This window comes from Streptomyces sp. NPDC029014 (assembly GCF_055564695.1).
On sequence record NZ_JBVHVT010000080.1, the window covers coordinates 16,031 to 41,744 of the forward strand.

Annotated in this window: 22 protein-coding genes and 2 pseudogenes; 14 read left to right on the plus strand and 10 right to left on the minus strand. The window is 68.8% G+C overall.

What is annotated here, in order from left to right; all coding sequences use genetic code 11:
* The first annotated feature begins 149 nt into the window (after positions 1–149).
* Both ACZ4VL_RS32270 and ACZ4VL_RS32275 read left to right on the plus strand, forming a co-directional pair.
* Positions 150–1,049: an SDR family NAD(P)-dependent oxidoreductase gene (locus ACZ4VL_RS32270; protein ID WP_468207112.1), complete on the plus strand. Its 900-nt coding sequence runs from the start codon at positions 150–152 to the stop codon at positions 1,047–1,049.
* Entirely contained in the window at positions 1,046–1,420 is a 375-nt protein-coding gene (locus tag ACZ4VL_RS32275; protein ID WP_468207115.1) for a MarR family transcriptional regulator, read from the plus strand. The genes ACZ4VL_RS32270 and ACZ4VL_RS32275 overlap by 4 nt, the downstream gene beginning before the upstream one ends.
* 314 nt (positions 1,421–1,734) lie before the next feature.
* Here ACZ4VL_RS32275 and ACZ4VL_RS32280 read toward each other — a convergent pair whose 3' ends face one another.
* Positions 1,735–2,073, minus strand: a complete 339-nt coding sequence (locus ACZ4VL_RS32280) for a hypothetical protein (protein ID WP_468207118.1) — start codon at positions 2,071–2,073, stop codon at positions 1,735–1,737.
* A 221-nt stretch (positions 2,074–2,294) separates the two neighbouring features.
* Between ACZ4VL_RS32280 and ACZ4VL_RS32285 the strand changes: the two genes are divergently transcribed.
* Positions 2,295–2,459, plus strand: coding sequence for a hypothetical protein (locus ACZ4VL_RS32285; protein WP_468207121.1), 165 nt, complete (start codon positions 2,295–2,297; stop codon positions 2,457–2,459).
* A 35-nt stretch (positions 2,460–2,494) separates the two neighbouring features.
* Here ACZ4VL_RS32285 and ACZ4VL_RS32290 read toward each other — a convergent pair whose 3' ends face one another.
* Positions 2,495–3,895, minus strand: coding sequence for a transposase (locus tag ACZ4VL_RS32290; RefSeq protein ID WP_468207124.1), 1,401 nt, complete (start codon positions 3,893–3,895; stop codon positions 2,495–2,497).
* A 216-nt stretch (positions 3,896–4,111) separates the two neighbouring features.
* Between ACZ4VL_RS32290 and ACZ4VL_RS32295 the strand changes: the two genes are divergently transcribed.
* Positions 4,112–5,548, plus strand: a complete 1,437-nt coding sequence (locus ACZ4VL_RS32295) for an IS1380 family transposase (RefSeq protein ID WP_468207169.1) — start codon at positions 4,112–4,114, stop codon at positions 5,546–5,548.
* 209 nt (positions 5,549–5,757) lie between these two features.
* On the opposite strand, the pseudogene ACZ4VL_RS32300 reads toward ACZ4VL_RS32295, so the two are convergent.
* Positions 5,758–6,282 (minus strand): annotated as a pseudogene (locus ACZ4VL_RS32300) (transposase).
* 238 nt (positions 6,283–6,520) lie between these two features.
* Between ACZ4VL_RS32300 and ACZ4VL_RS32305 the strand changes: the two are divergent.
* The 3 genes from ACZ4VL_RS32305 to ACZ4VL_RS32315 all read left to right on the plus strand — a co-directional run bounded on the left by ACZ4VL_RS32305 (position 6,521) and on the right by ACZ4VL_RS32315 (position 8,619).
* Positions 6,521–6,763 (plus strand): hypothetical protein, encoded by a 243-nt coding sequence (locus ACZ4VL_RS32305; RefSeq protein ID WP_468207126.1) that lies wholly within the window; start codon positions 6,521–6,523, stop codon positions 6,761–6,763.
* 437 nt (positions 6,764–7,200) lie between these two features.
* A complete protein-coding gene (locus ACZ4VL_RS32310; RefSeq protein ID WP_468207129.1) occupies positions 7,201–7,716 on the plus strand; it encodes a hypothetical protein in 516 nt (171 codons plus the stop codon).
* Between the two features lie 312 nt (positions 7,717–8,028).
* Positions 8,029–8,619, plus strand: coding sequence for a hypothetical protein (locus ACZ4VL_RS32315; RefSeq protein ID WP_468207132.1), 591 nt, complete (start codon positions 8,029–8,031; stop codon positions 8,617–8,619).
* On the opposite strand, the pseudogene ACZ4VL_RS32320 reads toward ACZ4VL_RS32315, so the two are convergent.
* The 3 genes and pseudogenes from ACZ4VL_RS32320 to ACZ4VL_RS32330 all read right to left on the minus strand — a co-directional run bounded on the left by ACZ4VL_RS32320 (position 8,588) and on the right by ACZ4VL_RS32330 (position 15,088).
* Positions 8,588–9,798, minus strand: a pseudogene (locus ACZ4VL_RS32320) (IS3 family transposase). The gene ACZ4VL_RS32315 and the pseudogene ACZ4VL_RS32320 sit on opposite strands and share 32 nt — an antisense overlap.
* Before the next feature lie 497 nt (positions 9,799–10,295).
* Positions 10,296–12,818, minus strand: coding sequence for a hypothetical protein (locus tag ACZ4VL_RS32325; protein WP_468207135.1), 2,523 nt, complete (start codon positions 12,816–12,818; stop codon positions 10,296–10,298).
* Positions 12,819–13,654: 836 nt separating this feature from the next.
* A complete protein-coding gene (locus ACZ4VL_RS32330) occupies positions 13,655–15,088 on the minus strand; it encodes a helix-turn-helix domain-containing protein (RefSeq protein ID WP_468207137.1) in 1,434 nt (477 codons plus the stop codon).
* Positions 15,089–15,247: 159 nt separating this feature from the next.
* On the opposite strand from ACZ4VL_RS32330, the gene ACZ4VL_RS32335 reads away from it, so the two are divergent.
* The 3 genes from ACZ4VL_RS32335 to ACZ4VL_RS32345 all read left to right on the plus strand — a co-directional run bounded on the left by ACZ4VL_RS32335 (position 15,248) and on the right by ACZ4VL_RS32345 (position 17,909).
* Positions 15,248–15,622, plus strand: coding sequence for a DUF6415 family natural product biosynthesis protein (locus ACZ4VL_RS32335; RefSeq protein ID WP_468207139.1), 375 nt, complete (start codon positions 15,248–15,250; stop codon positions 15,620–15,622).
* A 280-nt stretch (positions 15,623–15,902) separates the two neighbouring features.
* On the plus strand, positions 15,903–17,069 hold the full coding sequence (locus ACZ4VL_RS32340) for a cupin domain-containing protein (protein WP_468207142.1): 1,167 nt from the start codon (positions 15,903–15,905) through the stop codon (positions 17,067–17,069).
* A gap of 42 nt (positions 17,070–17,111) precedes the next feature.
* Positions 17,112–17,909 carry a phosphotransferase gene (locus tag ACZ4VL_RS32345; RefSeq protein ID WP_468207145.1) on the plus strand — a complete coding sequence of 266 codons (798 nt, stop codon included), beginning with the start codon at positions 17,112–17,114 and terminating at the stop codon, positions 17,907–17,909.
* Positions 17,910–18,004: 95 nt separating this feature from the next.
* Here ACZ4VL_RS32345 and ACZ4VL_RS32350 read toward each other — a convergent pair whose 3' ends face one another.
* Positions 18,005–18,262: a hypothetical protein gene (locus ACZ4VL_RS32350; RefSeq protein ID WP_468207148.1), complete on the minus strand. Its 258-nt coding sequence runs from the start codon at positions 18,260–18,262 to the stop codon at positions 18,005–18,007.
* Positions 18,259–18,591 carry a DUF6233 domain-containing protein gene (locus ACZ4VL_RS32355; protein WP_468207150.1) on the minus strand — a complete coding sequence of 111 codons (333 nt, stop codon included), beginning with the start codon at positions 18,589–18,591 and terminating at the stop codon, positions 18,259–18,261. The genes ACZ4VL_RS32350 and ACZ4VL_RS32355 overlap by 4 nt, the downstream gene beginning before the upstream one ends.
* Before the next feature lie 276 nt (positions 18,592–18,867).
* Here ACZ4VL_RS32355 and ACZ4VL_RS32360 point away from each other — a divergent pair, with 276 nt between their 5' ends.
* Positions 18,868–19,932 (plus strand): ATP-dependent DNA ligase, encoded by a 1,065-nt coding sequence (locus ACZ4VL_RS32360; RefSeq protein ID WP_468207153.1) that lies wholly within the window; start codon positions 18,868–18,870, stop codon positions 19,930–19,932.
* 89 nt (positions 19,933–20,021) lie between these two features.
* On the opposite strand, the gene ACZ4VL_RS32365 is transcribed toward ACZ4VL_RS32360, so the two are convergent.
* Entirely contained in the window at positions 20,022–20,402 is a 381-nt protein-coding gene (locus ACZ4VL_RS32365) for a hypothetical protein (protein WP_468207156.1), read from the minus strand.
* Positions 20,403–20,488: 86 nt separating this feature from the next.
* Between ACZ4VL_RS32365 and ACZ4VL_RS32370 the strand changes: the two genes are divergently transcribed.
* Positions 20,489–21,306, plus strand: a protein-coding gene (locus ACZ4VL_RS32370; RefSeq protein ID WP_468207158.1) for an IS5 family transposase whose coding sequence is annotated in 2 segments (ribosomal slippage) — positions 20,489–20,846 and positions 20,846–21,306 — 819 coding nt in all. Because the reading frame shifts where the segments join, the coding sequence is not laid out codon by codon here.
* Between the two features lie 396 nt (positions 21,307–21,702).
* Here ACZ4VL_RS32370 and ACZ4VL_RS32375 read toward each other — a convergent pair.
* Positions 21,703–22,131 carry a hypothetical protein gene (locus ACZ4VL_RS32375; RefSeq protein ID WP_468207161.1) on the minus strand — a complete coding sequence of 143 codons (429 nt, stop codon included), beginning with the start codon at positions 22,129–22,131 and terminating at the stop codon, positions 21,703–21,705.
* A gap of 445 nt (positions 22,132–22,576) precedes the next feature.
* On the opposite strand from ACZ4VL_RS32375, the gene ACZ4VL_RS32380 reads away from it, so the two are divergent.
* Together ACZ4VL_RS32380 and ACZ4VL_RS32385 are read left to right on the plus strand one after the other, a co-directional pair.
* A complete protein-coding gene (locus ACZ4VL_RS32380; protein WP_468207164.1) occupies positions 22,577–23,074 on the plus strand; it encodes a hypothetical protein in 498 nt (165 codons plus the stop codon).
* A gap of 24 nt (positions 23,075–23,098) precedes the next feature.
* Complete coding sequence (locus ACZ4VL_RS32385; protein WP_468207166.1) at positions 23,099–25,240, plus strand: M48 family metallopeptidase; 2,142 nt, start codon at positions 23,099–23,101, stop codon at positions 25,238–25,240.
* Positions 25,241–25,714: the final 474 nt, after the last annotated feature.

Below are 25,714 nucleotides of genomic sequence, written 5' to 3' on the forward strand. Positions count from 1 at the left end.
CACCGTGTGGCGTTGTGACGGGGAGGCGGGTGGCGAGCACTCGGTACCGTGCAACCTGCTGCACGGCGCACGCCATCACCTGATCCGGGTTGGCACCACGCCCGCACTTACCACCTTCGACTGATCCAGCCACCCAGAAGAGACCCACCGTGAGTCGCTATGACATCGCCGGACGAACTGTCGTCATTACCGGATCCACTGGCGGGCTCGGCTCCGCAGTCGCACATGCCCTGCGGCAACGGGGCGCGAACCTCGTTGTCCTCGACTTGGACGAAACCGCAGCTGCAGCCCAAGCCGACACGCTCGGCGGTCCCAGCGTCGCCCTGGCATGTCACGCAGACGTACGCGACCTCGACAGCGTCCAGTCAGCGATCAACCGTGCAGTAAACCACTTCGGCCGTATCGACATCGTCCTCGCCAACGCAGGCGTGAGTTCCGTCAGCCCCATGACGGCTCTCGACCCCGACGAATTCGACCGCGTCATCGACATCAACCTGAACGGGGTCTGGCGGACCTTCAAGGCGGCGATCCCACACGTCACACGGCAGCGTGGCTACCTGCTGGCCACCTCCTCCATGGCAGCCTTCGTGCACTCCCCGCTCCACGGCGCCTACACGGCCAGCAAGGCCGGCGTCTGGGCGCTGTGCAACAGCATCCGACTTGAGGTCCGCCACCTCGGCGTACAGGTCGGCAGTGTGCACCCCACCTTCTTCAGAACGCCGATGATGGACGCGGTCCACGCCGATCCTGCAGGCCGGCGCCTATGGGGAGGGAATGAGAGCGGGCTTTGGAGGATGGTTCCCATCGAGAAGGTCGTACACAGCATCGTGTCCGGCATCGAACTCCGAGCAAAGACGATCACCGTGCAACGAGCCCACGCATTCATCGCAAAAGCTCCTGGTGTCTTCCGCCCGTTCGTCGACCGCATCGGCTTCACAGACCGCACCGTCTTCGAAGCCAGTGCCGCAGCTTCACCCACAGGTTCCGGCGTGGCCGGCACCGACATTCAGATCCCCGGCCCGGTCGACCAGTCAGGAGCCCCCACGTGACGATCTCCTCAGACCTGCGGTGCCTCGACCTGATCCTCGGCGGCGGAGCGATGGCAGCCGGAGAGCTGGCGGTCGGCCTGAACCTGAGCCCGGCTGCGACCACCACCGTCATCGACCGCCTGGAACGCGCCGGTCTGGCACTCCGCGAGCGCGATCCGGGCAACCGGCGACGTGTCCTGGTGGCTGCCACCGACGCCGCGCGGGACATCGAGCGGGAGGTCTACCGCCCGGTTGGCGAGGCCGGGTTGCGCGCTCTCAGGGGCTACAGCGAGACCGAACTCGCCGTGATCCTGGACTTCCTGCAGACGGCGCGGCAGGTGCAAGAGGAGCAGGCGGGGCGGATCGGCCCGTCGGGCGGAGCTGAGGGATGAAGCGCGTCGGAGGCATGGGCTCAACAGGAGCGGAATCCGGCTCAGATTCTGCTGGGCACTACGCGCGTGTCCAGCCGGAATGATCTGCCCGTCCGGCGCCCGGAGTGCACCCTGGCGCAGCAGCGATGTCAGGTCGGGTCGGGAATCATTTGGGGCGAAGAAGGGCGGGCTGGAGCTCCCCTTAAATTTACTTTCACGAGGCTGCGATTTTTTTGATTATGGGGTGGAGGTTCAAGTGATGAAAGCGGCAGCATTGGGGGCGACTTCGCCGAATGGCTAGCCGCCCAAGACTTATAGAACACGGATCAGGGGGCTTACGCTGCGCTCGTGTCGCTTTCCTGGTCGCCCTGATTATCCATGTTTCCCCTGGAAAGGGGGTGAAGTTCCAGGAGTTTCATGGCCGCCACCCCGCGCGTGCTGTGGGGGTTTTTCAGCACGACCAGCAGTAGCATCAGGTGGGAGCTTTTGTCGAGGGAGGAGAAAAAGGAAACGAATACAGCGGCGAGGACACCGCCCGGGAGGAATTCACTAGCAGACATTTTCGCCTTTCGAGCAGCCCCTTTTGGAAGCGCCCGGGGAAGCGTGATCCCAGGAGGAGAGGGATCGGGCGCCGGGGATGGATGAGGTATGCATCGCGCCATGTTGAGAATCATTTCAACAGCTCCTTAATGGGTGACGGATTGGGTTTGGGAGGTGTAGCGAGCGGTTTTCTCGCGCTCTGCCTTCGTCCGTCCATGCCATTACGCCCTATCGACAGCGCCGTGTCATGTCACGAACTCTCGTGCCTTGACAAGCGTGATTCGCCCGGCGATTAGCAAGGCCAGAAGCGCGGCACGCAGGTCACCGTGATCCTGAGCAGCGTGTACGCAGGGTTGTGCTCGCCCTGCCCGTCGAGAAGGGCGACGGGAGCAAGTACGGCCACAGCCTCGCCGAGACCGGGCGGCTTCCGGTCCACCTGGGCGACGGGACCGTCTTCGCCGCACCGACGTTCAGCGAGTCGCCCTGGCTGGTCAACCACGCGACCCGAACCGACTGCTAGGTGCTGTGACCGGGAAGGTTTGCCGGGTTGAGTGGTCAGGCCGCAGTCGGTAGCGGTCTGCCGCCCCGGCGGACACCTTTCTCGCTGCGGACGCGGGCGCGTTCGGGTCGCTGGGCGGTCAGGACGTCGGGATGGCGGGCGTTCTGGTTGCGCCGGCGCAGGTAGGCGTGCAGGGCCCGGGTCTGGGCGGTGTGGTTCGGATGGTGGGAGTTGGCCAGGGTGAACTGTCGCAGCGGCCCGAAGTGGGCCTCGATGGGGTTCGCCCAAGACGCGTAGGTCGGCGTGAAGCACAGCTCGACCTTCCTCCGGGCCGCCCACCTGCGGATTCTCCAGTTCAGGTGGGCGGAGAGGTTGTCGAGGATCACGTAGATAACGTGGGCGAACAGCACCAGGAGCAGCCGGCGCCGCAGGACGTCACGTGGGACCGCCTCGCGCGAGGCTACCGAGGCGAACTCGGAGGTGAATCCGGTGGCAAACTCGGCTTCCTTGAGGATATCGATCAGGTCGATCGTCCCCCAACGGCGCTGGATCTCGGCCTTCAGGGCGACCAGGTTCTCCGGCTCCTCCTGCTTGGCCAGCGGGGACACCTTGATCCACGGCTCGCCGTGCCGCTTGGTGATCTCCACCCCGCCCGTGGTCCCCAGCTCCAACGCGGTGTCGAAGCCCGTGAGCGCGTCGCGCAGCCGCCTCTGCAGGGCGGCGATGAACTCCTGCGGGTCCTGCGGCTGACGGATCGCCGAGTAGTGCACGTCCCGGTTGTCCTCGAAGTCCGGCGGCAGATCGTCCTCCGGATTGCGCCAGCGGTTCGCCCCGGCCACCCAGACCTCCCGCCTGCGCAGCGCGTCCCGCAGGCTGACCAGCACGCACAGCTCGTAGGGGATGCGCTCGACCCGGCCTTTGTCGTCCACCACCGCGGCCCGCCACTGCTCGGGCACCACCCCCTCCTCCGCGTCGAAGAACGCCCCGTCCTTGATCGGCTGGTCCAGGTAGCGCTTGAGCAGGTCGATCGCGTCCATCACCGGCCGGTAAGCGGTGTTGTTGCTCTTCAGCTCCCAGGCCGACAACAGCGGCGAGAGCATCCGCCGCCAGTGCGCCGAGTACGAGCGTCGCAGCACAGTGCGGATCCGCGCCTTGTACTTGGCCTCGTTCGCCGCCGCCTCGGCCGCCAGCGCCTTGAGCGTCTTTTCCCCGCCGACCACCGGGAAGATCACCTTGCGAACCGTGCCGGACGGCTCGGCCAAAGCGGCCTCGGCGACCCGCAGCATCATCGCCTCCTTGCCGCGGACCTTCTTCAGCTCCCTGACAAACTCGCCCTCTACCTTCTTCTCGGCCCGCGTATTGATCTTCTGCACCAGTTGGATGAACAGGTCGATCAGCGAGTCGGTGATCTCGCTCTCGCGCACGTGGCACAGCGCCGCCAGCAGCGTGTACCGCACCGGGCCCGGCGCCGCGACGAGGTCGGAAGGGTACTCCTTCGCCGCTCGCGCCCGCCCCGGCGGTGCCTACAGATCAGAGCCTCCTTCCCCCGGCTATCGCGGGGGAAAGACACCTCATGTAGCTAACCTCGCCGTTTCGGTTGGGAACGGCAGCTGGTGAGGCGGAAACGCGAAAGTGCCTTCCTGACCTGGAACGATGAACCTTGCTGAGGGGTTCTGTCGGTCCAAGCGGAGGGCACTTTCTGCGTGCAGGCTATCGGGTTGCGTCCCAAGGTCCACGTCAGCGCCGATGGTTCGGGGGTGGTCGGTCATGCCGGGGCACGGTTGCTGGCGGATCTCCCTGACGCCACCGGGCTCACCGCCGCGTACTCCACCGTGCTCAGGCCGCTCCGGCCGCGCGGGACCGGGCATGATCCGGGCCGGATCGCCACCGACCTGGCGGTGATGCTCGCCGACGGCGGCGAGGCCATCGCGGACCTGGCAGTACTGCGCGACCAAGGCGAGGTATTCGGCCCCGTCGCCTCGACACCGACGGCCTGGCGACTGCTCGCCGACACCGACGACAGGACACTGACCACTCTGCGCTCGGCCCGCGCCCAGGCCCGGGAGGTGGCCTGGCTGCAGGCCGCTGAGCGCGGCGAGGGCATACCTTCAGTTCAGGCCGGGGGACGTGCACTGCCCGGGCTGGTCCTGGATCTCGACGCCACGCTGATCACCTGCCACTCCGAGAAAGACCAGGCCGCACCCACCTACAAGGATGGCTTCGGATTCCACCCGCTGCTGTGCTTCCTTGCGAACACCGGAGAGGGATTGTCCGGCCGGCTGCGGCCCGGAAACGCCGGCGCCAACACCGCGAGCGATCACATCGCGGTGCTCGACCAGGCTCTCGCGCAGATCCCCGACGCCCACCGGCACGGCACTGACATCCTTGTCCGCACCGACAGCGCCGGATCCGCGAAGGCCTTCCTCACCCACGTCCGCGACGTGCGGAAACGAGGAATCCGTACCTTCTTCTCCGTCGGATACGCGGTCACCGAGCCTGTCCGCCACGCGATCCGAGCGATGCCCGACCGTCTCTGGCATCCCGCTCTGGACCAGGACGGCTCGCTCCGTGCCGGCGCCGAGGTCGCCGAGCTGACCGGGATGGTCGAGCTGACCGGCTATCCGGCCGGCACGCGCATCATCGTGCGGCGCGAGCGACCACACCCCGGCGCCCAACTCTCTCTGTTCGACCAGGACGAGGGCCTGCGGCACCAGGTGTTTCTCACCGACACTCCCTACTCCGGTGGCGGTTCCGCCCAGTTCCTGGAGGTCCGCCACCGCGGGCACGCCACCGTCGAAGACCACATCCGGTGCGGCAAGACCACCGGATTCGGCCGCTTCCCCTCCCGCCAGTTCGCGATCAACGCAGCCTGGCTCGAACTCAGCCTCGCAGCGATCGACCTGCTGGCCTGGATGCGCGTCCTGCTGCTGGACGGGGAGCTGGCGGCAGCCGAGCCGAAGAAGTTCCGCTACCGGCTGCTGCACGTCGCCGCCAGCCTCACCCGGGGCGGTCGGCGACTGCGCTTGCGGATATCGCAGACCTGGCCCTGGAGACACGACCTGGCCACGGCTTTCCACCGCCTCGCCGCACTGCCCCGGCCCGCCGGCTGACCAGCAAACCCCTGACCGCCCACGACCCGAAAGACCTTGGAGAACCCGACCCCCGCGCCGGGACTCCGCCATGCCCAAGCAACGAAAGCCGCCTCACCCACCTGGCAGCAGACGATCAGCGACGTCTCACCACCCCAACCGAAACGGCGAGGCTAAACGATGTCCCGTAAATGATCTAGAGCATGCTCGCTGACCAGCTCGTTTGCTTGCTATCCGGCGAGGGTGAGGTTGTGCATCCGTGCGATGCCGGCCATGGCGTGGTGGACGCCGTCGCCCTTGAGACGGCAGTCACGCAGGATCTTTTACGTCTTCATGCGGGCGAAGACGTGCTCGACGCGGGCCCGGACCTGCTTGTGGGATCGGTTGTGCTCTTCTTTCCAGTCGCTGAGTTCGGCCTGTCCCTTTGCCTTGCGGTGTGGGATGACCAGGCCGGTGCCCTGGTAGCCGCCGTCGGCGATCGTGGTGGTGTTGCCGACGGCGGCCTTGGCGCCGGATTCCTCCCAGCCGCGGGAGTCGTGGCGGTTGCCCGGCAGTAGCATCGTCAGGTTCGTGCGCCAGTACGCGGCGACCAGTAGAGCCCGGTCCTCCAGCGGCAGGCTCCACGGCCGCTCCTTGCGGACGGCGTCCGCACCCTCGCGCCGCAGAACCGTCACCAGCTTCCCGAAGGCGCGCGGATTCAGCCCCGTGAACGGGGCTATCCAGGACCGCTCCGACGCCGTGATCACACCAGCCACACCAAGATCATCTCACCCATGACCAGCAGATACGGGACAACCTTTAGAGAAGAAGTAGGGGTTATTTAAAAGAAGCCACACTCAAGATTCTTCTGGGTGGCGCAATCGCACCTCACGGAATCCACCGTTCCGATAGTATAAACAAAAGGCACCGGAATTCCTCCCTGGTGTTCTGTCGTAGTCGCTACCGCCCGGCCGCGTCCACACGGCGAAAGAGGGCTATGGAAAAGGAGAATCTATGCGTGCACGAGTCTGGCTCACCAGCGCTGCGCTGGGAGCCGCACTGCTGACCGGCGGTACCGTTGTCACCGCGCAGGCGGCATCCGCGTCCTCCGATGCGATGGGGTATACCGACATCGGTACCTTCCCGTCCTTATCCGCGTGCCAGTCATTCGGGCGGGCGGGCATCTATTCCGATTGGTTCTGTCGGAAGAGCACCACCACCTCTAACTGGCACCTCTGGGTGAACCTGGATTCGTAAGCGTGCGACTCGGACCTCTGGACGGGCTGACCGCCTGATACTCCAGCTGGTTTCGCGATCTTGCGGCGGGCCCGGCTGGGAACGGGTACGGCCACCGCGTGATCATCTGGGGTGGTGTGGACTCCTGAAGATCGTGCGGTGGCCGCAGGCCATAGCGTAGACCCTGCCCGCTGGTGGGCGATGTGCCGGCGACCCCGGCGCCTGCCAGCTCCGGGGTGCACCGGCTGGCGCCGCCCTCTGCACCACCTCCTCTCCGATGCGGTGGATCGAGACCGTCATCGGCACCGACAGCACTCTCGCCGCAACCGTCGCCCGCATGATGCTCGGCGCCCACCTCGCCGGCCGTCCGGCCTGGAGCCATGAGACCGTCAGCCCCGCCCATTTGAGGATTGGCAAGAGCCTGGCGTACGACTGCTTTCGTCGGAAAGATCGGTTGCATGGGATTACGACAAGCTGTCAAGCGCCGTCTGGTGTGGGGCGGTGGCGCCGCCCTGGTCGTGTGGCTGCTCGTGCTCGCGGTCTTCCGGGGGTGGGACACGGCGGACCCGGTGGCCAGTGCCGTGGGCGCCACCGCCGGTGTGCTGGCCCTTGCCTACGCAGCGACGGCACCTCCGGGCGCGGAGCAGTTGGCCGCTCAGCTCGCGCGTGCAGTCGTACGGGCCGAACAGCGGGAGTACGTGCGCTCGCTGGATGGAGACACCGGAGGCAGGATCGACTTGGGCTTCATCGCACATGCGCAGGGCAGGGTTGACGGGGTGCCGACGGAGGGCACACTGGGTGAACTCGCGACGTTGTATCGCTCCCTGCGCCCCCGCCGCATGGTGATCACCGGCGGTGATCCTTCCGACGACGCAGGCACCGGGAAGTCTCTTGCGGCCCTGTCCTTGGCACTTGAACTCGCCCGGGACCGGCGGCCTGATGAGGCGGTTCCGCTGCGGATGGCGGCCGCCTAATGGCGCGGGCAGGATATCGAGGAGTGGTTACGGCAGCGATTGGTGAGATCCTTCGGATTGCGTTCGGGCACGGCTCGGGCCCTGGTGGAAGCGCGCATGGTGCTGCCCGTGGTCGACGGCCTCGATGAACTGGACCCTCACGGCGGCGCTGGACCTGGCTGACCCGCCGCCGCCCTTACGCGGCAGCTCAACTCATGGCAGCACGGAACCGAAGCGGCCCCGGTGGTTGTGACCTGCCGGCGGCCGGCCTATGACGCGTTGGCGGAGGCTGAAGCGCACCTGCGCACCGCTGCAGTGGTGTGCCTTGGGCCGGTGGACGGTCGCCAGGCACGAGACTTCCTGCGGTGGCGGGTCGCCGACACCGAAGCGGGGCGGCACCGGTGGCAGCAGGTGATGGACGCTCTGGAACCGTCGGATGCGACAGGCGGCGACGGGGGACTGGTGTCCCCGCCCGGAACGCGTCTGGGAGCGCTCCTGACAACTCCCTGGCGCCTGTTCCTCGCAGTCACCGTCTACCAGGAAAGGACCCCGGACGGCTCCTACCGGCGCCACCCGTCGGATCTCGTCGACCTCGCCCGAACCGGCACCCTGCATCGATATCTACTGCACCACTTCCTTCCCGCCACACTCGCCAGACACAGAACAACAGCTGTCCCGGTCGAGACAGCCTGGAGGTGGCTGGCAATCCTTGCCGGGTTTCTCCAGGCCAACCAAAGCGGCCGCACGATAGAGCAACGCACACTGTCCGCCACGGATCTGGCACTGACGGAGCTGTGGCCGATCGTCGAAGCACGCCGGATGAAACAGGCTCTGCGCGTGTCTGGGTATGTGATCGCGGGTGAGGTTGATCCCTGGGAGTGGACACCGGGTTTCATGCAACGAGTGACAGAGTACGTGTCGTGATCAGTTGTTGTTCGAACTCTGCTGGCGTGAGGTAGCCGAGCGCGGAGTGGCGACGGCGCCTGTTGTAGTACGAAAGCCAGCGGAACAGCTCGAGCCGGGCCTGTGCCTTCGAGGTCCAGCGACGTCCGTGGAGCCACTCGCGCTTGAGGCCCTGGAAGAACGATTCGGCGAGCGCGTTGTCGTAGCTCGAGCCGACCCGTCCCATGCTTCGGCGGATGCCGTGGCGGCGGCAGACGTCGGCGAAGGCGGCCGCGCTGTATTGGGCGCCCCTGTCGGTGTGGAAAACGACGCCGTTCACCCGGCCGCCGCGGGCGGCCACGGCCATCTCGATCGCGCCGGTGACCAGCGAGGTGCGCATATGGTCCGCGATCGACCAGCCGACCACCTTCCTCGAGCAAATGTCGATCACCGTGGCGAGGTAGAACCAGGCCGTGCCGACGCGTATGTAGGTGATGCCGCCGCACCACCTGGTGTTCAGGGCGTCCGCGGTGAAGTCGCGCATGACCAGGTCCGGCGCGGGCGCCGCGGTCCTGTCCGCGATCGTGGTCCGCTTCCCCTTCCGCAGGTGCCGGCCGACGATATGGTTGGTCCGCATCAGCCGGGTGACCCGCTTGCGGTTGATCCTGCGCCCTCTGGCCCGCAGCTCGGCATGAACACGCGGGGCACCACAGGCACCCAGGTGTTCGGCGTGGATGGCGCGGATCTCACTCACGGTCCGAGCCTCCTCGGCCTGCCGCTCGGTGCGGACCTGCTCGGTGCCCAGGTGTCGGTAGTAGCCGGCGCGGGACGCCCCGAGCACCCGGCAGATCCGCTTGACGCCGAAGTCGGCGCGGTGGTCGGAGATGAAGGCCCAGCGGCGGGCGCTCACTTCACCTCCCGGGCGAAATAGGCGGCTGCCCGGCGCAGGATCTCGCGCTCCAGCCGCCACTCCTGCTCGGCCTTCAGCAGCCGGGCGTTCTCCGCTCGCAGCCGGGCCAGCTCCTCCGCCGCGCTCCCGCTGCCGTCGCGAGCCTGGGGCACGGACTGGGCCTCGTCCCTGCGCATTCATGTCCGCAGCGACTCCGCGGTGATGCCGAGATCCGCGGCCACCGCCGCGTACGTCCGCTTCCCGGCCGTGGCGCGGTAGAGCGCAACCGCGTCCTTCCTGAACTCCTCCGAATACGGAGACTTCCGCCCCACTTGGACATCCCTCCTTGGACCATCAAGATCCATTGTCAGGGTGTCCACTCCAAAGGAGCAGCCTCAGAGACGCTCTACCCCGGCGACGACGACCCCGACCACAACCCGATCTGCCACTGCCCCGGCCAGTGGCCGCGCCAGTTCTGCGACGAGTGCGCCGGCTGCGCCGCCTGCGGGCAGTGCACCGGCCCGCACGTCTGGCCGCCGCTCCCGAGCTCGGGCTGACGCCCCGGGGGTCCTGTGCCAGCGAACCTGGACCGTGTGCCACCGAAGGTGGACCGACGGCGCGGTTGTGACAGTGAAGACGGGCCACCGCAGCCGAGACGCCTCCTGGCACGCTGGTTATACTTTTGACCGCCGCGGCCGGGTCTGCCCGCTCTCGGCACGTGGCTGAACCAGTCGTGACCCGCCGGGGCACCACTGCAGTAAGGACGAGAGGCGGACTCCTCGGCTGTCTTGAGAAGCCCGCCGGTACACGAGGGCCCGGGTCGTGCCGGTCAGACCTGCAGGATCAGCGCTTCCACCTGTTCGAGCGTCGTCACACTGGCCTGAGCCGCGGCCCGGGCCTTCGTCAGCTTCTCCATCCACTCGATCCGCTGATCGGCCGGCAGTGGATCCTCTCCGAGCTGGGCCCGCAGACGGCGTGCCTCCTCAAAGTCCGTCATCAGCGTGTGGGCGGAGTCCACTGCCCGCTGGTAACTCCCCTCGACGAGCTCGACACGGGCGGGCAGCTGCTGCCGCAGCGCGTCCAGCTGCTCGCGGGGGTCGACTCGCACCTCCTCGCGGGAGGTGCCGCCGTCGCCAGCACCCGCACTGTTCCCGGTGCCCATGGAGGTGCTGGCGTCTCCTCCGGCCGGGGCCGGGCGGCCGAGCTCCACGGGGAACATCTCGTCGAACCACGCCTTGTCGGCGACGTAGCCGGTGGGCCGACCCTCGATGTCCGGGGCGATCACCATGCCCGCGGTGATCGGCGTCCGGTCCTTCTCGCTCCAGTGCTGCTCGCCGTAGCAGACCAGAAGCGTGCCGTCCTGCGCCTCAGGCGGCTGCGTCGCGTCCGGGTGCTCCAGCACGGCCTTCGCGAAAGCCAGGAGACGGGCCCGGCTGATGTTCGGGACGTTGCTCTGCGTGTACGCCAGGGTGAGAGCGGCGAGGGCACTGCTGGGGGTGCGGCGCACGCCCTTGCGCCCTTCGTTCGCCTCACTGCCCTGGCCGGGCGTGATGAACGGCTGGGGCGCGTGGATCAGCGCAGGCGCCATCCGCTGGACCAGGGCGGTCCAGGCACCAGCGTCACCGGCCTCCGCCCCGAGGAACAGTTCCTTCAGCGGCCGCGGGTCCTGCCTGGCGCCCTCCTTGGTCTCCGTCGTACCGAAGAAGCCCAGCGCGGAGAGGATGTTGCCCCGGTGCAGGAATAGCTGCGCGACAGCAGCGGACCACAGCCGCGTACGCGCCTCGGCCGTCTTCGCCCGGATCTGGCTCCACGCCGGCTCCTGCAGTGCGCCCCGCACGATCGGCCAGAACCGTCCCGTGTCACGAACGGTCCGCCTGCTCGACTTCGGCGTGGTCTCGGGCGGGATCGCAGGAAACACGAGCGCGGTGATGGCCCACACCGCGATGTCGCGCAGCACGACGGGCGAGACCTCTTCGCCGGCTGGGACGAGCGGTTCGAGCGGGTCGAGCGGCCCGTTGGCGGTCAGCGCGTCGCGCACGCCGGCCAGGTCGAGGAGGTCCGCACCGCGGGCGTTGGGGAACGCCTCGGCAAGGGCCGTGGCCAGGAGCGACTCCCTGGCATAGGAGTCGACGAGCGTCGCGAATAGGGCGATCAGGCGCGCGTCCTCGTCGTAGGGCTGGATGCCGCGCAGGTGGTCGTTGACGTTCAGTGTCCGCAGGACGTGTTCCAGTGCCTCCGGCCTGCTGCAGCCGATCACGATCTCCGCGGACACCGTGGCGATCTTCCCAGCCCGCAGCGACGGGCCGGTCAGCTCCGCTTCCGGATTGGCAGCGTCCTGGTTGAGCCGGGTGGAAATCCGGTTCAGGATCTCCCGCAGACTCAGCAGCAGCAGCCCGGGGTCGGTCTTCTCCTTCGGCAGGGACACCAGGGACTGGGGCATTCCCGTCACCAGGTGCTCCGGGCGCACGCGGAAGACGTCCAGCCGGGCCAGCGCCCGGTTGTTGCCGGTCACGGCGGCCAGCCGCCACGGCTTCGACACCGTGCCGTCGGAGCTGGTGATCTGCCACTGCTGAAGGACGTTCATGCCCTTGGAGAGCTGGCCCGCGTCCACCAGGGACTCCACCAGGTCGTACCCGCGGGTCCTGCCGGCACGCTCCAGGCTCTCGGCGGCGTAGCGCTGCAGGTGGAAGGCCACTGCGTACGGCTGTTCCGCCAGGACGAGCGCTGCCTTCGGCTTCCCCTCCTCCTCCGCGGAGCGGACCACGGGGCGCGGCCTCCGGTTACCTAGGGCAGCGAGGAGGACCTGACGCCTGTCCTCAAGCTCGGTCACGCGGCGAAGGGCGTCCTGGTGCTTCTGCGTGGCCGCCGCCAGGGCCTGCGCGGCGTACGACTCGTCGCCCGGCGCGCGACGGCAAGCCTCTGCCTCCTTCTCGGCGGACTTCGCGGCCTTCGTGGCTTCCTCCAGCGCCGCCTCGGCGGCGACGAGGTCCTCGACGCGCTGGTTGGCCTCCGGGAGGGGCGGGGACCAGGCCGGGACAGTGCGATCGTTGAGGTGCCACGGGGCAGCCGCGGCGCCGTGGATGTCGCACATCAGTAGCAGCACCTGGTCGGTGCCGGCCTTTACGAGCCGGTGGGCAGTCGGCTTGAGAACCCTCTTGCCCCGCTGGGTGGAGATCAGGTTCTTGATCTCGGTGTCCGGGAGAGCGGTGGCGAGACCCTCGGTGATCGCCTGCCGGGGAGGCGGTACTACCTCCAGGTCCGCGCAGGTGTTCTCGATGGCGTCCGCGAGGCGCTCACCCCAGATGGTGCTGCCGATGTAGGGGTAGTCGCCGTCAGGCCGTTTCGTGGCCATGGTGTCGTCCTTCCACCCGGCCGTGCCGGGCGAACACAGAGGCTCCCGTCTCTCGGGAGCGTGTCACGCGCCCGAGCGCCGAAGCCTCGTGCCGACGAGGAACGGGCCAACACTCTGTCGAAGGGAGTGCGGCGGTCCTCGCCCCGTACGGCCCACCTGGCAACGCCCGAAGAACGATCAGCCCCAACAACGCCTTGGTGGCGTCTGGACGTCTCGCCGCTTGCTCCTGCTCCGCCGGCGGCGGCATGAGGCGGACGCCGGTGATGAGCCACCGACGTGCACCACGGAATCTGTCAAACGCTCCCGAGCAATGCCGAACTAGGACGGCGGAGTTCATTAGATCAGGTGAACAAGCAATTAACCGGTCCACCCACAGGCTGATTTGAGGTAATGCACGATGGCAAGGGAGCGCTGACAGCTGGCAAACCGGACTATGCGGTCCTCCCGGCGAGCCGTCGGTGGTAAGCAACTCCGACCTGCGCGGGCCCCCTGGCTCGGTGGGCCTCGGAGACGCCGGAGGCCGCTGCCACCTCCGGCGGTCAGAGCTGTCGGGGCTGCGAGCGCCGCTTCCAGCCTCTCCGCCTCAACCCCTGGTGCTCTCGCCAATGCCTGCAACAAGAGCTCGTAAAACGTGCTGAACTGCAGGAATGCGGGGCATGCGGCCTCTCGATGGCCCACCGCAAGCCGGGCACCGGCCGCATCTGGTGCTCGAGCACATGTCGCCAGAGAGCCACCCGCTGGAACTCAGAACTTCGGGCCCGAGCACAAATGATCAACTCCGGCGAGTGCTGGCCAGAGCCGGCACAGCCAGCCTGCCTACGATGCAAACGGATCTATCAGCCCCTCAGGCCCAACCCGTGGTGCTCGGACAACTGCTTTGACCTGGAACAAGGTGCCCGTGGCCATGCCGGCGGCCTCGCTGGTTGTTGCCGGCGCCGAGTGCCGTGCGTTCCGGTTCCGGCTCGATGACCCGCACCTGCTCCTCGCCGACGATGCCGAGGGCGAGGACCGGTTGTCCGGCTGGTCCACCGATGCGGACGCCGACGAGTTGGCTGCCCTGACGGCGGGGGCGTTCGGGGCGACGGTGGCCCGGCTGACGGCGCCGGGAACGGGCCCGTTGGCGGTGCTGGGCCAGGTACGGGTGATCGAGCGTGCTCCACCTCGCCGGCATCGAGGTAGGCCGACGCCAGCCATGACAGGTACAGGGCTTTGTCCCGGGCGTGGGTGTCGTCATACCGGGATAGAGCGTCTTCCAGAGCGGGGATGGCCCGCAGGGGCCGGCGGAGTTCGGCCCAGCACCGGCCGGTCATGATGGCGATCTCGTCGGCATCGACCCAGTACGCCCAGTCCGGGGCCGGCTCGTCGTCTTGTTCGTGGATGGCCTCGGAGGCGAGGCCCAGGGCGTAGTCGGTTTCGCGGGACTGGCCGGCGGTGGCGTGCTGCCAGGCCAGCCGGTCGGCCAGCAGCGCCCGCACCCGCGCGGGCGTCCCCGCGGCCGGCGCTTCGACGGCGGCGGTGGCGAGCTGGATTCCGAGGCTGCCGCCGGTTGCCCATTCCAGGTAGGCGAGGAAGCAGAGCGAGTTCCCTTCCAGGGCGGTGTCCTGCGCGGCGCGGGCGGCGGCCAGAGCGGTCATGTAGTGCCCGCGGGCGTCCTCGTGGTGCCCGGCGTCAAAGGCGGCCCACCCGGCCATCTGCGCCTGTTCGGCGATCACGGCCCGCAGCGCGCGGCCGGTCGCCTCGCTGTACGCGCCTTCGTCGGCAATCCGGATCGTGGCCTGCAGTTCGCGGACATACACCGGATACGTGTCACCGCCCCCCAGCAGGTCATCGAGCCTGCGCAGCCGGGCCGTCCGCTCCCTGAGCTGCCGTGGCACATCCGCCCCAATGCGCCGGCCGGCGGTGAGAAGGAAGGACGGTTGTATGACGGCGATCCCGGCCCCTGCCGAGGTCGTGAGAAATCCGCGGCGGTCCACATCGCTCTCCTGATCCTTCGCGTACTGCTCCGAGCGGCGAAGCCGTCGCGCGAGGGCGACAGCGTGCCGCACCACCTCCTCCGGTACTCCGAACTCTGCCGCCAGCAAAGCGCGCGAGGAAGGGTCCGGTAGCCGCTCGTGGGTCTCCCACCGCGACACCGCCGCCTGCTCCAAGGGATAGCCCCGTCGCGCCGTAAGATCCGCCGCCAGCTGCTCTTGGGTGCGCCCGCTCGCCGTCCGTAACCGCTTCAGGAGAGGCCCGATCGGTTCTGGGGCGTCGTGCAGTTCGGTCATCATTTGCCGTCCCTCGGCTGTCCTCGAAACCCTCGGTGCCAGCCTGGCCATAAATCCCGGCCATGTCCCCGAAATGGCCATGCCGCCTGGCTCATCCGGTCAAACGTCGCGGCAGGTTCACTGGTCACCGCACCCGACCGCACACATGCCAGCGAGGACCTGATGAGCAGCCAGCACACCCTCCTGCACGACCCCGAAGGACGGATCGAATCCGCGCTGCCTTTGGACCGTGCCGCGCACCAAGCGCTGGCCGAAGGCGCACTGGCCTGCACCGGATCGCGGGCGATGGCGGCCGGGGACCTTCACCAGATCGCGCTGCAGCTGACCGGTGCGGCCCGCGCAGTCGCCGCCGACGTCCGTCGCGCAGCCAACCGGCTGCCCTCCGATCACCCGGCCCGCACCCTCGTCACCGGTGTCTTGGCCGAAGCCGACTATCGGTTGTCTATCCCGCCGGACGGCACGGTGCGCTGCATGCAGGGACGGGCCCGGCTCGTCCGCGCCCTGTACGAGCGTCTCGACCGTCTCGCGGAGGCTTAGCCGCCGGTCCGGGCCCTGTGAACTGCCGCGTACCCGGGTGAGATACCTGGGCCCCGGGTGCGCAGCCTCTCATCACCTGCTGCGTCCGGCCCTGGTTCCGCCGGCCGCACCACACCACGCTTCCCGCCGGAGCCCCGGCGGGGGGAAACCGCACCACCTGAGAGAGGAGACCGTAATGGACCTGATCATCTCCAAGCGCGTCGTGAAGGGTGCCAGCCCGCAGACCCCCGCCGACGGCGGGGGCACCGGCAAGGGCGACGGAAACGACTGACCGTCGCTGATGACCGCCCTTGACGCGGCGGTTGGGGGCCTCGGCGAGACGTTTCTCGCCGAGGCCTTCGGCCGCACCTATCAGCACTGGTCACAGGCCGCCGACCTCGCCGGCCTGCTCACCTGGGACGACCTCAACGCCATCATCGGCCGTCACCGCCTGGACGCGCCCAGGCTGCGTCTGTTCCGCGCCGGCGTCCAGGTCCCGCCCTTCGAGTACACCCACAGCAAGGTCACCAAGCGCATGGAGGTCCGCCAGCGGATCCTGCCCGGCGCGCTGCACCGGCAGATAGCGGCAGGCGCCTCCCTGGTCCTGGACGCCGTCGATGACCTGCACGCGCCCGTCGGTGAACTTGCCGAGGCGTTGGAGCGGCATTTCCACACCGATGTCCAGGTCAACGCGTATGCGTCGTGGACGCCGACCGAGGGATTCGGCATCCACTGGGACGACCACGACACCGTCGTCTTCCAGCTCGAAGGGTCCAAGCGGTGGCGGCTGTACGGGCCCACCCGCCCGGACCCGCTGCGCGAGGACGTCGAAGCACCCGCCCCGCCCGACGGCGGGCCGGTCGCCGAAATCATGCTGCGCGCCGGGGACATGCTGTACGTGCCCCGCGGCTGGTGGCACGCGGTCGCCGCCACCGAAGGCCGGTCCCTGCACCTGACGTGCGGCCTGACCCCAGCCACCGGCCAGCAACTCCTGCAGTGGCTGGCCCGCCAGCTCACCGCCTCGCCGACGGTACGGGCCTGCCTTCCCGTCCACGCCTCCCCGGCCGACCAAGCCGCCTACGCCGAGACCCTGCGGAAGGAGATCACCGAGGCCCTGCACCCCGCCGTGCTCGCCGAGTACGTCGAATCCCTCGACGCCTGCGACCCCGGCCGCCCGCTGCCCTCCCTGCCTCACCTCGACACCGTGCCCGCCGACGAAACCCTGAAGCTGCGCCTGACGACGGCTCGGGCCTCCTACCATGTGGCCGACGGCGGCATCGTCTTCCGCGCCGCCGGCCAGGAGTGGACCCTGCACGCACAGACCGCGGCCTTCCTCGCCCCGCTCATCGAGGGGCAAGGGGTGACCCTCGGCGAGCTGGCCACCAGCTCCGGCCTCACCCTCGACCAGGCCGCCGGGCTCGCCCAGGAACTCGTCTCCTGCGACGCCGCAGCCCTCACCCGGAGGTAACACCTGGTGTTCCCCACACCTGAACCGCCCACCCGAGACCGCATGACCGCCGCGCACGCCCACGCCTGCGCGCACCTCGGCCTCAAGCAGCACGACGGTGGACGGCAGGTGTGGGGATACCAGGGCCGCACCCTCTCCGCCCCCGCCGGCCGCGGCTGGCTCCGCCTCATCTCGGCCCCGGCCGGGAAAGGCCAGGGCAAACTGTGGGACGGCCCGCTCACCGCCAGGGACACCATCCCGACCGCCGTCCCCCGGCCCGCACTGCACGCCGTGCACGACTGGGCGGCCGACGGCTTCGACTACCGCGCCGAGCTCTACGCGTACGCCACCGCACCCGCCGTCTCCCACAGCCCCGTACTGCAGACCACGCCCGACCTCCCCGAGAACTGGTGGCAGGAACTCCCGCCCGCCCTCGATGCCCTGGCCCCAGTGCCCACCTTCCGGGAGGCCGTACGGGAAGAGTTCCTCCGCCGGGTCGTCCCGCAGTTCACCGGCCACACCGTCGGCGAGGTCCACTGGTCCACCGCGCACGGAGACTTCCACTGGGCCAACCTCACCGCCGGCCCGCACCCGCTCGTCCTCGACTGGGAGGGCTGGGGCACCGCCCCTGCCGGGTATGACGCAGCCACCCTCTACATCTACGCACTCCGCGCCCCCGACACCGCCACCCGCACCCGCCAAGCCCTGGCACACATCCTTGACGACCCGGCCGCCCGCGTCGCCGAGCTTCTTGTATGCGCCGAAGTCCTGCAGGCCGCCGACCGGACCCCCTTCTACGCCGCCCTCGCCGACCCGGTCCGGCGTCATCTCCAGACTCTTGGAGACGACCCCTTGGCGTGAGCCCGTGTGCACAAGGCGATCCCCCACGGGTGCCCTGACAAGCGCGGCACTGGGTGCCGCCCCGTCGCCCGGTGGGCGGCACCCACTACCTGCACTCATTCCTGCCCGGCGGCCGAAGTCCAGACCGTGGGTCCGCCGCCGCGCCAGTCGAACAGATCGGCTTCGGTGGGGGTGATGTCGTCGGGGGCGAGGCCGGCCCGGCGGAGGAATTCGAGGAGGTCGCCGAGGTTGCAGGCGCGGCCGAGGCTCTGACTGCCGATCCGGACCAGGCGGCCGCCGCCGGCGTCGGGCGGGTGGACGGCTACCCGCGGCCGGTCGCCGGCTATGTCTGTGGCGTGGTGGCAGGGGTTCATTCCAGGACTCCCAGGGCTGTGTCGGGGCGGCAGTGTGGGCAGGCGCTCACGCCTTCGGCGAGTGCCTGCCGTGCCTGGCCGGAGGTGACGGGGGTGGTGCGCTTGCCGGTGGCCCAGCAATCGCCGGTATGGACCTGGACCGGTGGCCGGCCGACGCCGATACCGCGCTCGATCAGCCACGCGGGCGGCTCCGGCAGCGGCCGACGACGGGCGGCAAGCGCCTCCCGCTCCTCGGCGGCGGCGAGGGCTTGTTCTGCCCGGGTGAGTTCTCCGCGCAGGTAGGTGATCAGGGTCCGCAGGCGCGGCAGATCGGGCGGCAGTACGGACACGCTCAGCTCCGCTGTGTGTCCCGCAGGGCTTTACAGGCTGTGCAGAGGGGGTTCCCACCGACCCCGTACCGGCAGCATTCGGCGTGGCAGCGGGCGCATCTGCCGGTCTGCGAGGGCGCCCAGGTGACCGGCTGCGGTCTGGCGGGTTCGGTCGGTGCGGTGGGGGAGGTCACGGGGTCCTCCTGGGGTGGTGCTGGAGACATCAACTTCCATTAGATCGCATGTTCGAATTTGTGTGCCAGTGGTGGGCGGTCGGCGACTCTGGAAGGGGGCTCGGTGAAGGGAGCCATCGTGGTGTTGCGGCCGCCGGTGGAGCCGATGCTGGCGCAGGCCGCGGAGTCGGTGCCGGGCCCGACCGCGTTGCGCGCGGGTGTCGCGTACGAGCAGAAATTCGACGGGCACCGAGCCCTGGTGTTCACCCCGACCGGCCCAGGCGGGCAGGTGCTGGTGCAGACCCGCCGTGGCTCTCTCATCCACGACCGTTTCCCGGATCTGGTGGCCGCCGCCGAGCAGCAGCTGCCCGGCGGCCTGGTCCTGGACGGCGAGCTGCTCGTCTGGGACCCGGAGGCCGGCGCGCTGTCCTTCGAAGGGCTGCAGCGCCGAGCCGCCGCCCGCGCACGTGGGGCTCCGGCTTTGGCCGCGCGGTGGCCGGCCTACTTCGTGGCCTTCGACATCTTGCAGCAGGACGGCCAGGAACTCCTGACCCTGCCGTATGCCGAGCGCCGCGCCCGCCTGGAGAACCTGTTCACCGCCCACGCCCTGACCGCCCCCTGGACGCTGTGCCCGATGACGACGGACCTGGCCATAGCGCGGGAATGGCTTCAGGCCTGGACCGACATCTCCGGCGTCGAAGGCATCCTGATCAAATCCCTCACCAGCCGCTACCTCCCCGGATACCGCGGCTGGACCAAGATCAGACGACGGGACACCACCGAAGCCGTCATCGGCGCCATCACCGGCACCCTGACCCGCCCACACCTCCTCGTCCTCGGCCGCCACGACACCGGCGGTCGGCTGCGCGCGGTCGGCCGGACCGTCCCCCTGCGCCCGGATGCGTCCCGGCAGGTTGGTGAGCACCTCGCCGCCGCCGGCCCCGGTCACGCCTGGACGGGGGTGCGGTTCGCCGCGGCGTGGGGGAGTCGCGACGTCCTCGACGCGGTGCTGGTCCGCCCCGAACTGGTCGCGGAGATCAGCGCGGACCGGGCGGTAGACCACGGCGGGGTGTTCCGGCACCCGCTCAGGTTCAAGCGGCTGCGCCTGGACGTGACCGTTGCGGACGTGCCGCGGTTCGGTCAGACCGGCCGCGGCCGCCGGCTGAGCGGGCCCCGGCCGAAGGGGTGAGCAGGGCCGCATTCGATGGGCTTGTGGGGCTAAGACGGTGTCTCACGTGGCGATCTCGTTCCTGGCGGGGCTGAGGGCGGGCGGAGCCGTCAGGACGGCCAGCTGAGCCGGCCGTGCATGACGGTCGGGAGAGACGTGGGCATCTCGTCGGTGACCCAGGCGAACTCCAGGGCCGCGAGCGTGGCTCCCCGGTCCGTCCATACGAGGATCTCGCCGACGTAGGCGCCGGACGGGTCATGGACGTGCGCGTCCACGGGAACGAGCTCGGTCGGCAGTGCTGCATGCTCGCACGGTTCCCGGACCTGCAGATCGACGCTCACGGAGTCGGGCCCCCAGACAGCGGTCACCTCGGTGCGGTCCAGCTGACTCCGCAGTTGCGACGCGCCATCGAACTCCGCCGACAGGATGTGTTCAAGCACTGTGCGCTCGGCGGCGTTCAACGAGCGCGGGTCGATGGGGAGAGGAGCCATGCGCCCATTCTGAGGTGGCGAGGGCAACCAGCCCAACAACTCCACCAGCCGTCGCCGGGTGACTGGCAGCGGCATCATGATCGTTCATGGGTGGGGATCTGTCGGAGCGGCTCGTGCCGGATGATCTATGGGCATTGGTCGAGCCGGTGCTGCCGTCCTTCCGCTCGCGCCCGCAGGGCGGTGGCACCGCGCCGATCGACCAACGTGCCGTGTTCACGGCCGTCGTGTACGTGCTGACCAGCGGGTGCGCATGGCGGTATCTGCCACCGACATTCGGAGTGTCGCCGGCGACGGCTCACCGGAGGTTCTCCGTCTGGACCGCATCCGGTGTATGGCGTCGCCTGCACCGCGTGATTCTGGACGAGATCGGAGCCCGCAGCGGCCTCGACTGGAGCTCTGTGATCATCGACGCGGCCTCGGTGCGCGCGAAAAAGGGGGCTCGCTGACGGGGCCGAATCCGGTCGACCGAGGCAAAGCGGGCAGCAAACTGCACGTTCTGACCGACGCGCAGGGGCTGCCCATGGTCGTCGGGGTGTCCGCCGCGAACGTCAACGACGTCCAAGCGCTTCGCCCGCTCATCCTCGGGATCCCGGCCGTCCGCTCGCGCCGCGGCCCTCGGCGGCGACGTCCCGACAAGGTTCGCGCCGACAAGGCGTACCACTCGGCCGGCAACCTGGCGTGGCTGCGCGAACGCAACATCACTCCACGGATCGCCCGGCCGGGCGTGGAGTCTTCCGAACGCCTCGGAAGGCACCGGTGGAAGATCGAGAGATCGATCTCCTGGCTCTTCGGGTACCGCCGCCTGACCATCCGCTACGAGCGAAAGGGCAGCCACTTCCTCGCCTTCCTCGGGCTCGCCGCAGTCATGACCTGCTACAAGAAGCTCACCAAGATCACCACGTGAGACACCGTCTAAGGGGTCTGATTCTGTTCACGAGAACGTTCTCGTGAACAGAGCCAGGCCCGCGCGGTTACTCGTGGCTGTCGCTCTGGTCAGCCCGGTGCCCGTGGTGTTGGCGTACGTCTCGCCGGAGTGGGGCGATGCGGCGCAGACCGGGCTCACTCCCGGGCCGTGGTTGTTCGCGCTCGCTGTCATTGACTGGAGCCGGCTGCGGCGGTAACCGTCCCCGGGCCGCTTCTCGGCCCTGCGTACTTCGAGGGGCCGTCACGACCGTGGCGGCCCCTCCCTATGTACCTCGCAGGGGTCAATCTCACGACGCACACGCGAGTTGTGTGGTGCGCCTCGGGGTAGTCGGTGTCGGCCAGACTCGCTGCCCGGCCTGGTGCCCGCTGCTTCGGGCTATGGGGGGTCGGTGGGATGGTTGCCGGTGTGGGTGAGGGTGGTGTGGAGGTGGCGGACGGCGTTTTCGGCGTCGGTGAGTTCGTCTGGGGTGGGGAGGGTGGCGCCGAAGGTCAGCCGTTCGTTGGTGGCGGGGAGGGCGCGCCAGGTGAGGATGGGGGAGAGGGTGGTGCTGGCGTGGGCGAGGAACCAGGCGAGTGGGCCGTGGGTGCGGGCGAGGGTGACGGCGAGGACGGCGAGGGCTTCACGCAGGTGTTCCAGGCGTTTGATGGTCGGCAGTGTCTCCTGCTCGGCGGCCGGGCGGACGGCTTCTGCGAGGCCGGCGGCGGCCTTGCGGGCGAGTGCCGTATCTGCGGGGGTCGGCTCCCACAGCCCGCTTTGGAGCTGTGTTTCGGCTTCCGTGACGAGATCGGCGATCTGCGCGCTCATGCCCGCGCTGGCCTGCTGCCGGCCGGAAGGCAGCGTGTGATGCCGGGGCGCCGCTCGCCGTCCGGCTGAGGACGGTCCCTCCGCCTGCGGATCGGACATGGTCGCTCCCTGGTGCTTCACGGTCTGCTCGTGCGGTACCGCAGTGCTGCTGTGGACGGTCACTCATTTCCCCAGGGCCAACTTTACGCAATTCCCCAGGTGCTGGCCTGGCGCAGCCGCTCGATGCATGCTTGGAGGACCTCGCGGGCGCCCTCCGTGGTACGGGCTGACCCAGGGCCTCTTCGAGCGTGTGAGCGAGGTGGCCCTGCCTGCCCTTCCAGGTCGGCCAGACGTGCTTCGGAGACCTGGTGGGCCTGCTGCTGTTCTTCCCGGCCAAGGTGAGTGAGCATCCAACTGGACTGACTAGTCTGGGAGTTATTGTTACCGGGGTATGGGGGAGAGGGCGATGGGCGACAGCGGCTGGCGGGGAGAACGCGACGAGCTTGGTATGGCTCGCTACGTGGTTGCGCGCTTGGCACCCGACGAGCTGGCGTTGTTCGACGAGACGGCGGCCGCCGTTCCGCGCCGGGGGAGGCGGATGCATCGCCGTCGCGACGACCCGCTCGGCTTCGGTGTAGCTGATGCTGCCGCAGTGCTCTTCACCACCGTGGCATGCGGTGTGGCGAGCGAAGTAGCCAAGAGCCTTGCCGAGGACGCCGGGCGGCGGGTCGCCGACCGCACGCGGGGCTGGCTGCGGCGCCTGAGGCTGGGCCAGCGGCAAGGAGCTCTGGCCGACGAGGCCACAGGCGAGGACCTGGCACCGCTGTCGGAGGACACCCTGGCCGGCGTCCGGGGACTTGCGCATCGTCGTGCTGTCCTCCTCGGCCTCCCGCAGGACCGGGCAGAGCTTCTGGCAGAGGCCGTGGTGGCGTACCTACGCCAGCCCACCGGCGACGAAGCCTGAACCGCCGTGGAGGAACGGTGCCCGATGCCGATCACTGCGACGGATCCGGAGCCCTCGCCGGGGCGGCCGTTTCTGCTGCCGTCCGCCACGCTGACCGCGTTCGTCTTGTTGATCGTCGCAGTTCTGGCGTTCAGCGTGATCAGACAGCCAGCCTACTACTTGCTCTTCACCGGAGGCTGGAGGGACCTCCCGAGCGATCCGCTCCACTCGTGCGTGCGGCAGGGCATCGCGAGCGTCGGCGGCCCGGCCGCGGCGATGGACGTGTGGGCAAGCGGCCGACGGCTGCCGGGCGTGGCCGAGTGCTCTCGTGATGCCCCCAAGCCGTTGCACTCCGAGGCGTTCTTGTACAACGCGGGCCTGCTGGTCGCCGCCACAGGGCTGCACTACTGGCTTCGCGCGACCAGGCAGGCCCGCCGTCGTGGCGTGCGGCCCATCACCGCAGACAACTTGCCGCGCCTTGACGCCGAGCTGTTGCGCTTGGCCGATCGTGTGATCCCCGGTCGGCGGGTGCACTTTCTGATCGACCTGCTCGACCCAGCGGCGAACGGCGTGGCGTTGGGCAGGATCGGTCAGCGGTACGTGATCCTCGGGCGAGGTGTGTTGTCGCTGCTCGACCGAGACCAAGAGGCATTCGAGGCCTTGGTTTTGCATGAGCTGGCGCACCTGCGCAACCGCGACGTAGACCTGACGATGATCACGCTTGGGTTCTTCCGGGTCTATGCGGTACTCGTGTTCGCGCCCGTCGCCCTCCAGTCGCTCCTGTACGTGGCATTCGGCGTGCATCAACACCTCTACGCTGCGAGCTTTGTTCAGATGTCGGGACTGGCGCTACTGCTCGTGGTGGCGAGGGCCCAGGTGCTACGCAGCAGGGAGTACCTGGCTGATGCACGCGTCGTGGAGTGGCAGGAGCGAGCCGAGCCCTTGACGCGGCTCCTCCGCTCCGATGGGAAGAAGGGCTCCGCTGTTGGCGCGTGGGCGTTAGTGCGGCGGCTGAGCGACACGCACCCCACTATGACGTCGCGGGTAAGCGCAGTGAAGAACCCGGCTCCGCTGTTGGCGCCCGGCTTCGGTTTCGCGCTGGTGCTAGGCGCATGCCTGGTGCTCATCTGGGACCCGAGCACGGCTCCGGCAGCGCTATGGAGTAGCGATGCGATCTGGAAGCTGTGGTGGCCCGAGCCCGTAACCGCACTACTGATGGTGCTCCTCGGCTTGTCGGTCCTACGCGCTGCTCTGCATCAGAGCCTGCCTCGGTTGCACGCACTACGCTGGGGCATTCCCCTCGGCCTGGTGGCTGGCACCGCTGTCTCACCCATGCTGCTCCTCAACTGGCTGACCATGCCGTCCTCTCTCGGCATCGAGGTGGGCAACTTACTGCTCCGCGGCGCCCTCCTGGTACTGCTGATCCTTTGGTGCGAGTATCTGGCCGCGGCATGGGCACCTGCGGTTGCGGCGGCCCGCCGGCCGCTGCTCATCGCCTTCCTGCCTTGCGTCGCCATCGTCGCCCTCGCCCTGACCACTGCCCGGCCGGTGTTCGAAATGCATTCGCAGTTCATTCTCACGCGATACAACGGCACGGCTTTGAGCGACCTGCCCGGCCCCTTGCTCGTGTTCGCCGTGGCCGAAACGATCGCCCTAGATGCCTGCTTCAAGCACATGCCGTGGTTCTTGGGAATGGCGGCCCTACTGTTCGGTGCCCCGATGGCAGGACGACTCTGGCGGCCACGGCGTCCGGCGGTGGTCTTCTCGGGCAAGGCCTTGCCCGTCCGGCCGCCCAGTTGCGGGGCCGCCTTCCTCGTCGGCGGTCTGACCTATGCCGCCTCGTGGTGGGCATTACGGGGATACCTCGACGTGGTGTGGGAGGCAGCGCTCAGCCCCCTGTCCGACGGGATGCTGCTGGCCGGGGTGCCAGCCGTGGTCGGCGCCGTCGCAGCGATCTCCTCCCTTCACCCCTTGCGGCGGGCAGCCGTCGCGTCAGCCCTCATCGGCATGGCGCTTGGCACACTGTTCGCGGTGGCCCTGGACACGCCTGTGACATCCAGTCGCCCCTACCTCGTCTTCGGCGTCCAAGGCGCCTTCCTCGCCGCGCTCACCGTCGCGGCAATGACTCGCTCAGCGGAGGCCACCGCCCCGCCGTCCGCTGAAACGGATGTCACAGTGACCCTCTGACGACCATCGGTCGTGGCCAGGCGAGTCCTCGCTCGGGATTGCCCGGTGACACGGCGCATTGGCCGACCATCGGGGTGCTGGCCCGGTACCGCGGACCATCACCGGCCGACCACGGTCACCACCCCCATGGGGAAACATGACCACGAGGGTGGGGAATTGGGTGACGCCCAAGCTGCCAGAAGTGGGGAATTGGATGACCGCCGACACTGGCACTCCGTGAGCACTGCTGTACCGGGTGAGGTGCGAGGGGCATGCTCAACCGTCCTTCTGCGTCAGATCGACCAGCACCGCTACGCCACCGTGCTGACATGGGCAACCGGGGGTGCTTCCCGCCTTGTGGGCGCCTTCGACGAGTAGGGCGGCGGCCCCCACCCTCTGCGGATGCCGTTGGTTAATCCGGGGCCTGCGTGACGTCGGCCTTCAAGACCTGGTTGTGGTCTTGAAGGCCGACGTTGTCGTATGGGGAGGGTGTCG

Excerpts from the sequence above, each read along its gene's own strand:
- ACZ4VL_RS32280 (WP_468207118.1), bottom strand. The coding sequence starts at position 2,073 with ATGATTCTCAACATGGCGCGATGCATACCTCATCCATCCCCGGCGCCC.
- ACZ4VL_RS32305 (WP_468207126.1), top strand. The coding sequence starts at position 6,521 with ATGCGTGCACGAGTCTGGCTCACCAGCGCTGCGCTGGGAGCCGCACTG.
- ACZ4VL_RS32310 (WP_468207129.1), top strand. The coding sequence starts at position 7,201 with ATGGGATTACGACAAGCTGTCAAGCGCCGTCTGGTGTGGGGCGGTGGC.
- ACZ4VL_RS32325 (WP_468207135.1), bottom strand. The coding sequence starts at position 12,818 with ATGGCCACGAAACGGCCTGACGGCGACTACCCCTACATCGGCAGCACC.
- ACZ4VL_RS32330 (WP_468207137.1), bottom strand. The coding sequence starts at position 15,088 with ATGATGACCGAACTGCACGACGCCCCAGAACCGATCGGGCCTCTCCTG.
- ACZ4VL_RS32335 (WP_468207139.1), top strand. The coding sequence starts at position 15,248 with ATGAGCAGCCAGCACACCCTCCTGCACGACCCCGAAGGACGGATCGAA.
- ACZ4VL_RS32340 (WP_468207142.1), top strand. The coding sequence starts at position 15,903 with ATGACCGCCCTTGACGCGGCGGTTGGGGGCCTCGGCGAGACGTTTCTC.
- ACZ4VL_RS32345 (WP_468207145.1), top strand. The coding sequence starts at position 17,112 with ATGACCGCCGCGCACGCCCACGCCTGCGCGCACCTCGGCCTCAAGCAG.
- ACZ4VL_RS32350 (WP_468207148.1), bottom strand. The coding sequence starts at position 18,262 with ATGAACCCCTGCCACCACGCCACAGACATAGCCGGCGACCGGCCGCGG.
- ACZ4VL_RS32365 (WP_468207156.1), bottom strand. The coding sequence starts at position 20,402 with ATGGCTCCTCTCCCCATCGACCCGCGCTCGTTGAACGCCGCCGAGCGC.
- ACZ4VL_RS32375 (WP_468207161.1), bottom strand. The coding sequence starts at position 22,131 with ATGAGCGCGCAGATCGCCGATCTCGTCACGGAAGCCGAAACACAGCTC.
- ACZ4VL_RS32380 (WP_468207164.1), top strand. The coding sequence starts at position 22,577 with ATGGGCGACAGCGGCTGGCGGGGAGAACGCGACGAGCTTGGTATGGCT.
- ACZ4VL_RS32385 (WP_468207166.1), top strand. The coding sequence starts at position 23,099 with ATGCCGATCACTGCGACGGATCCGGAGCCCTCGCCGGGGCGGCCGTTT.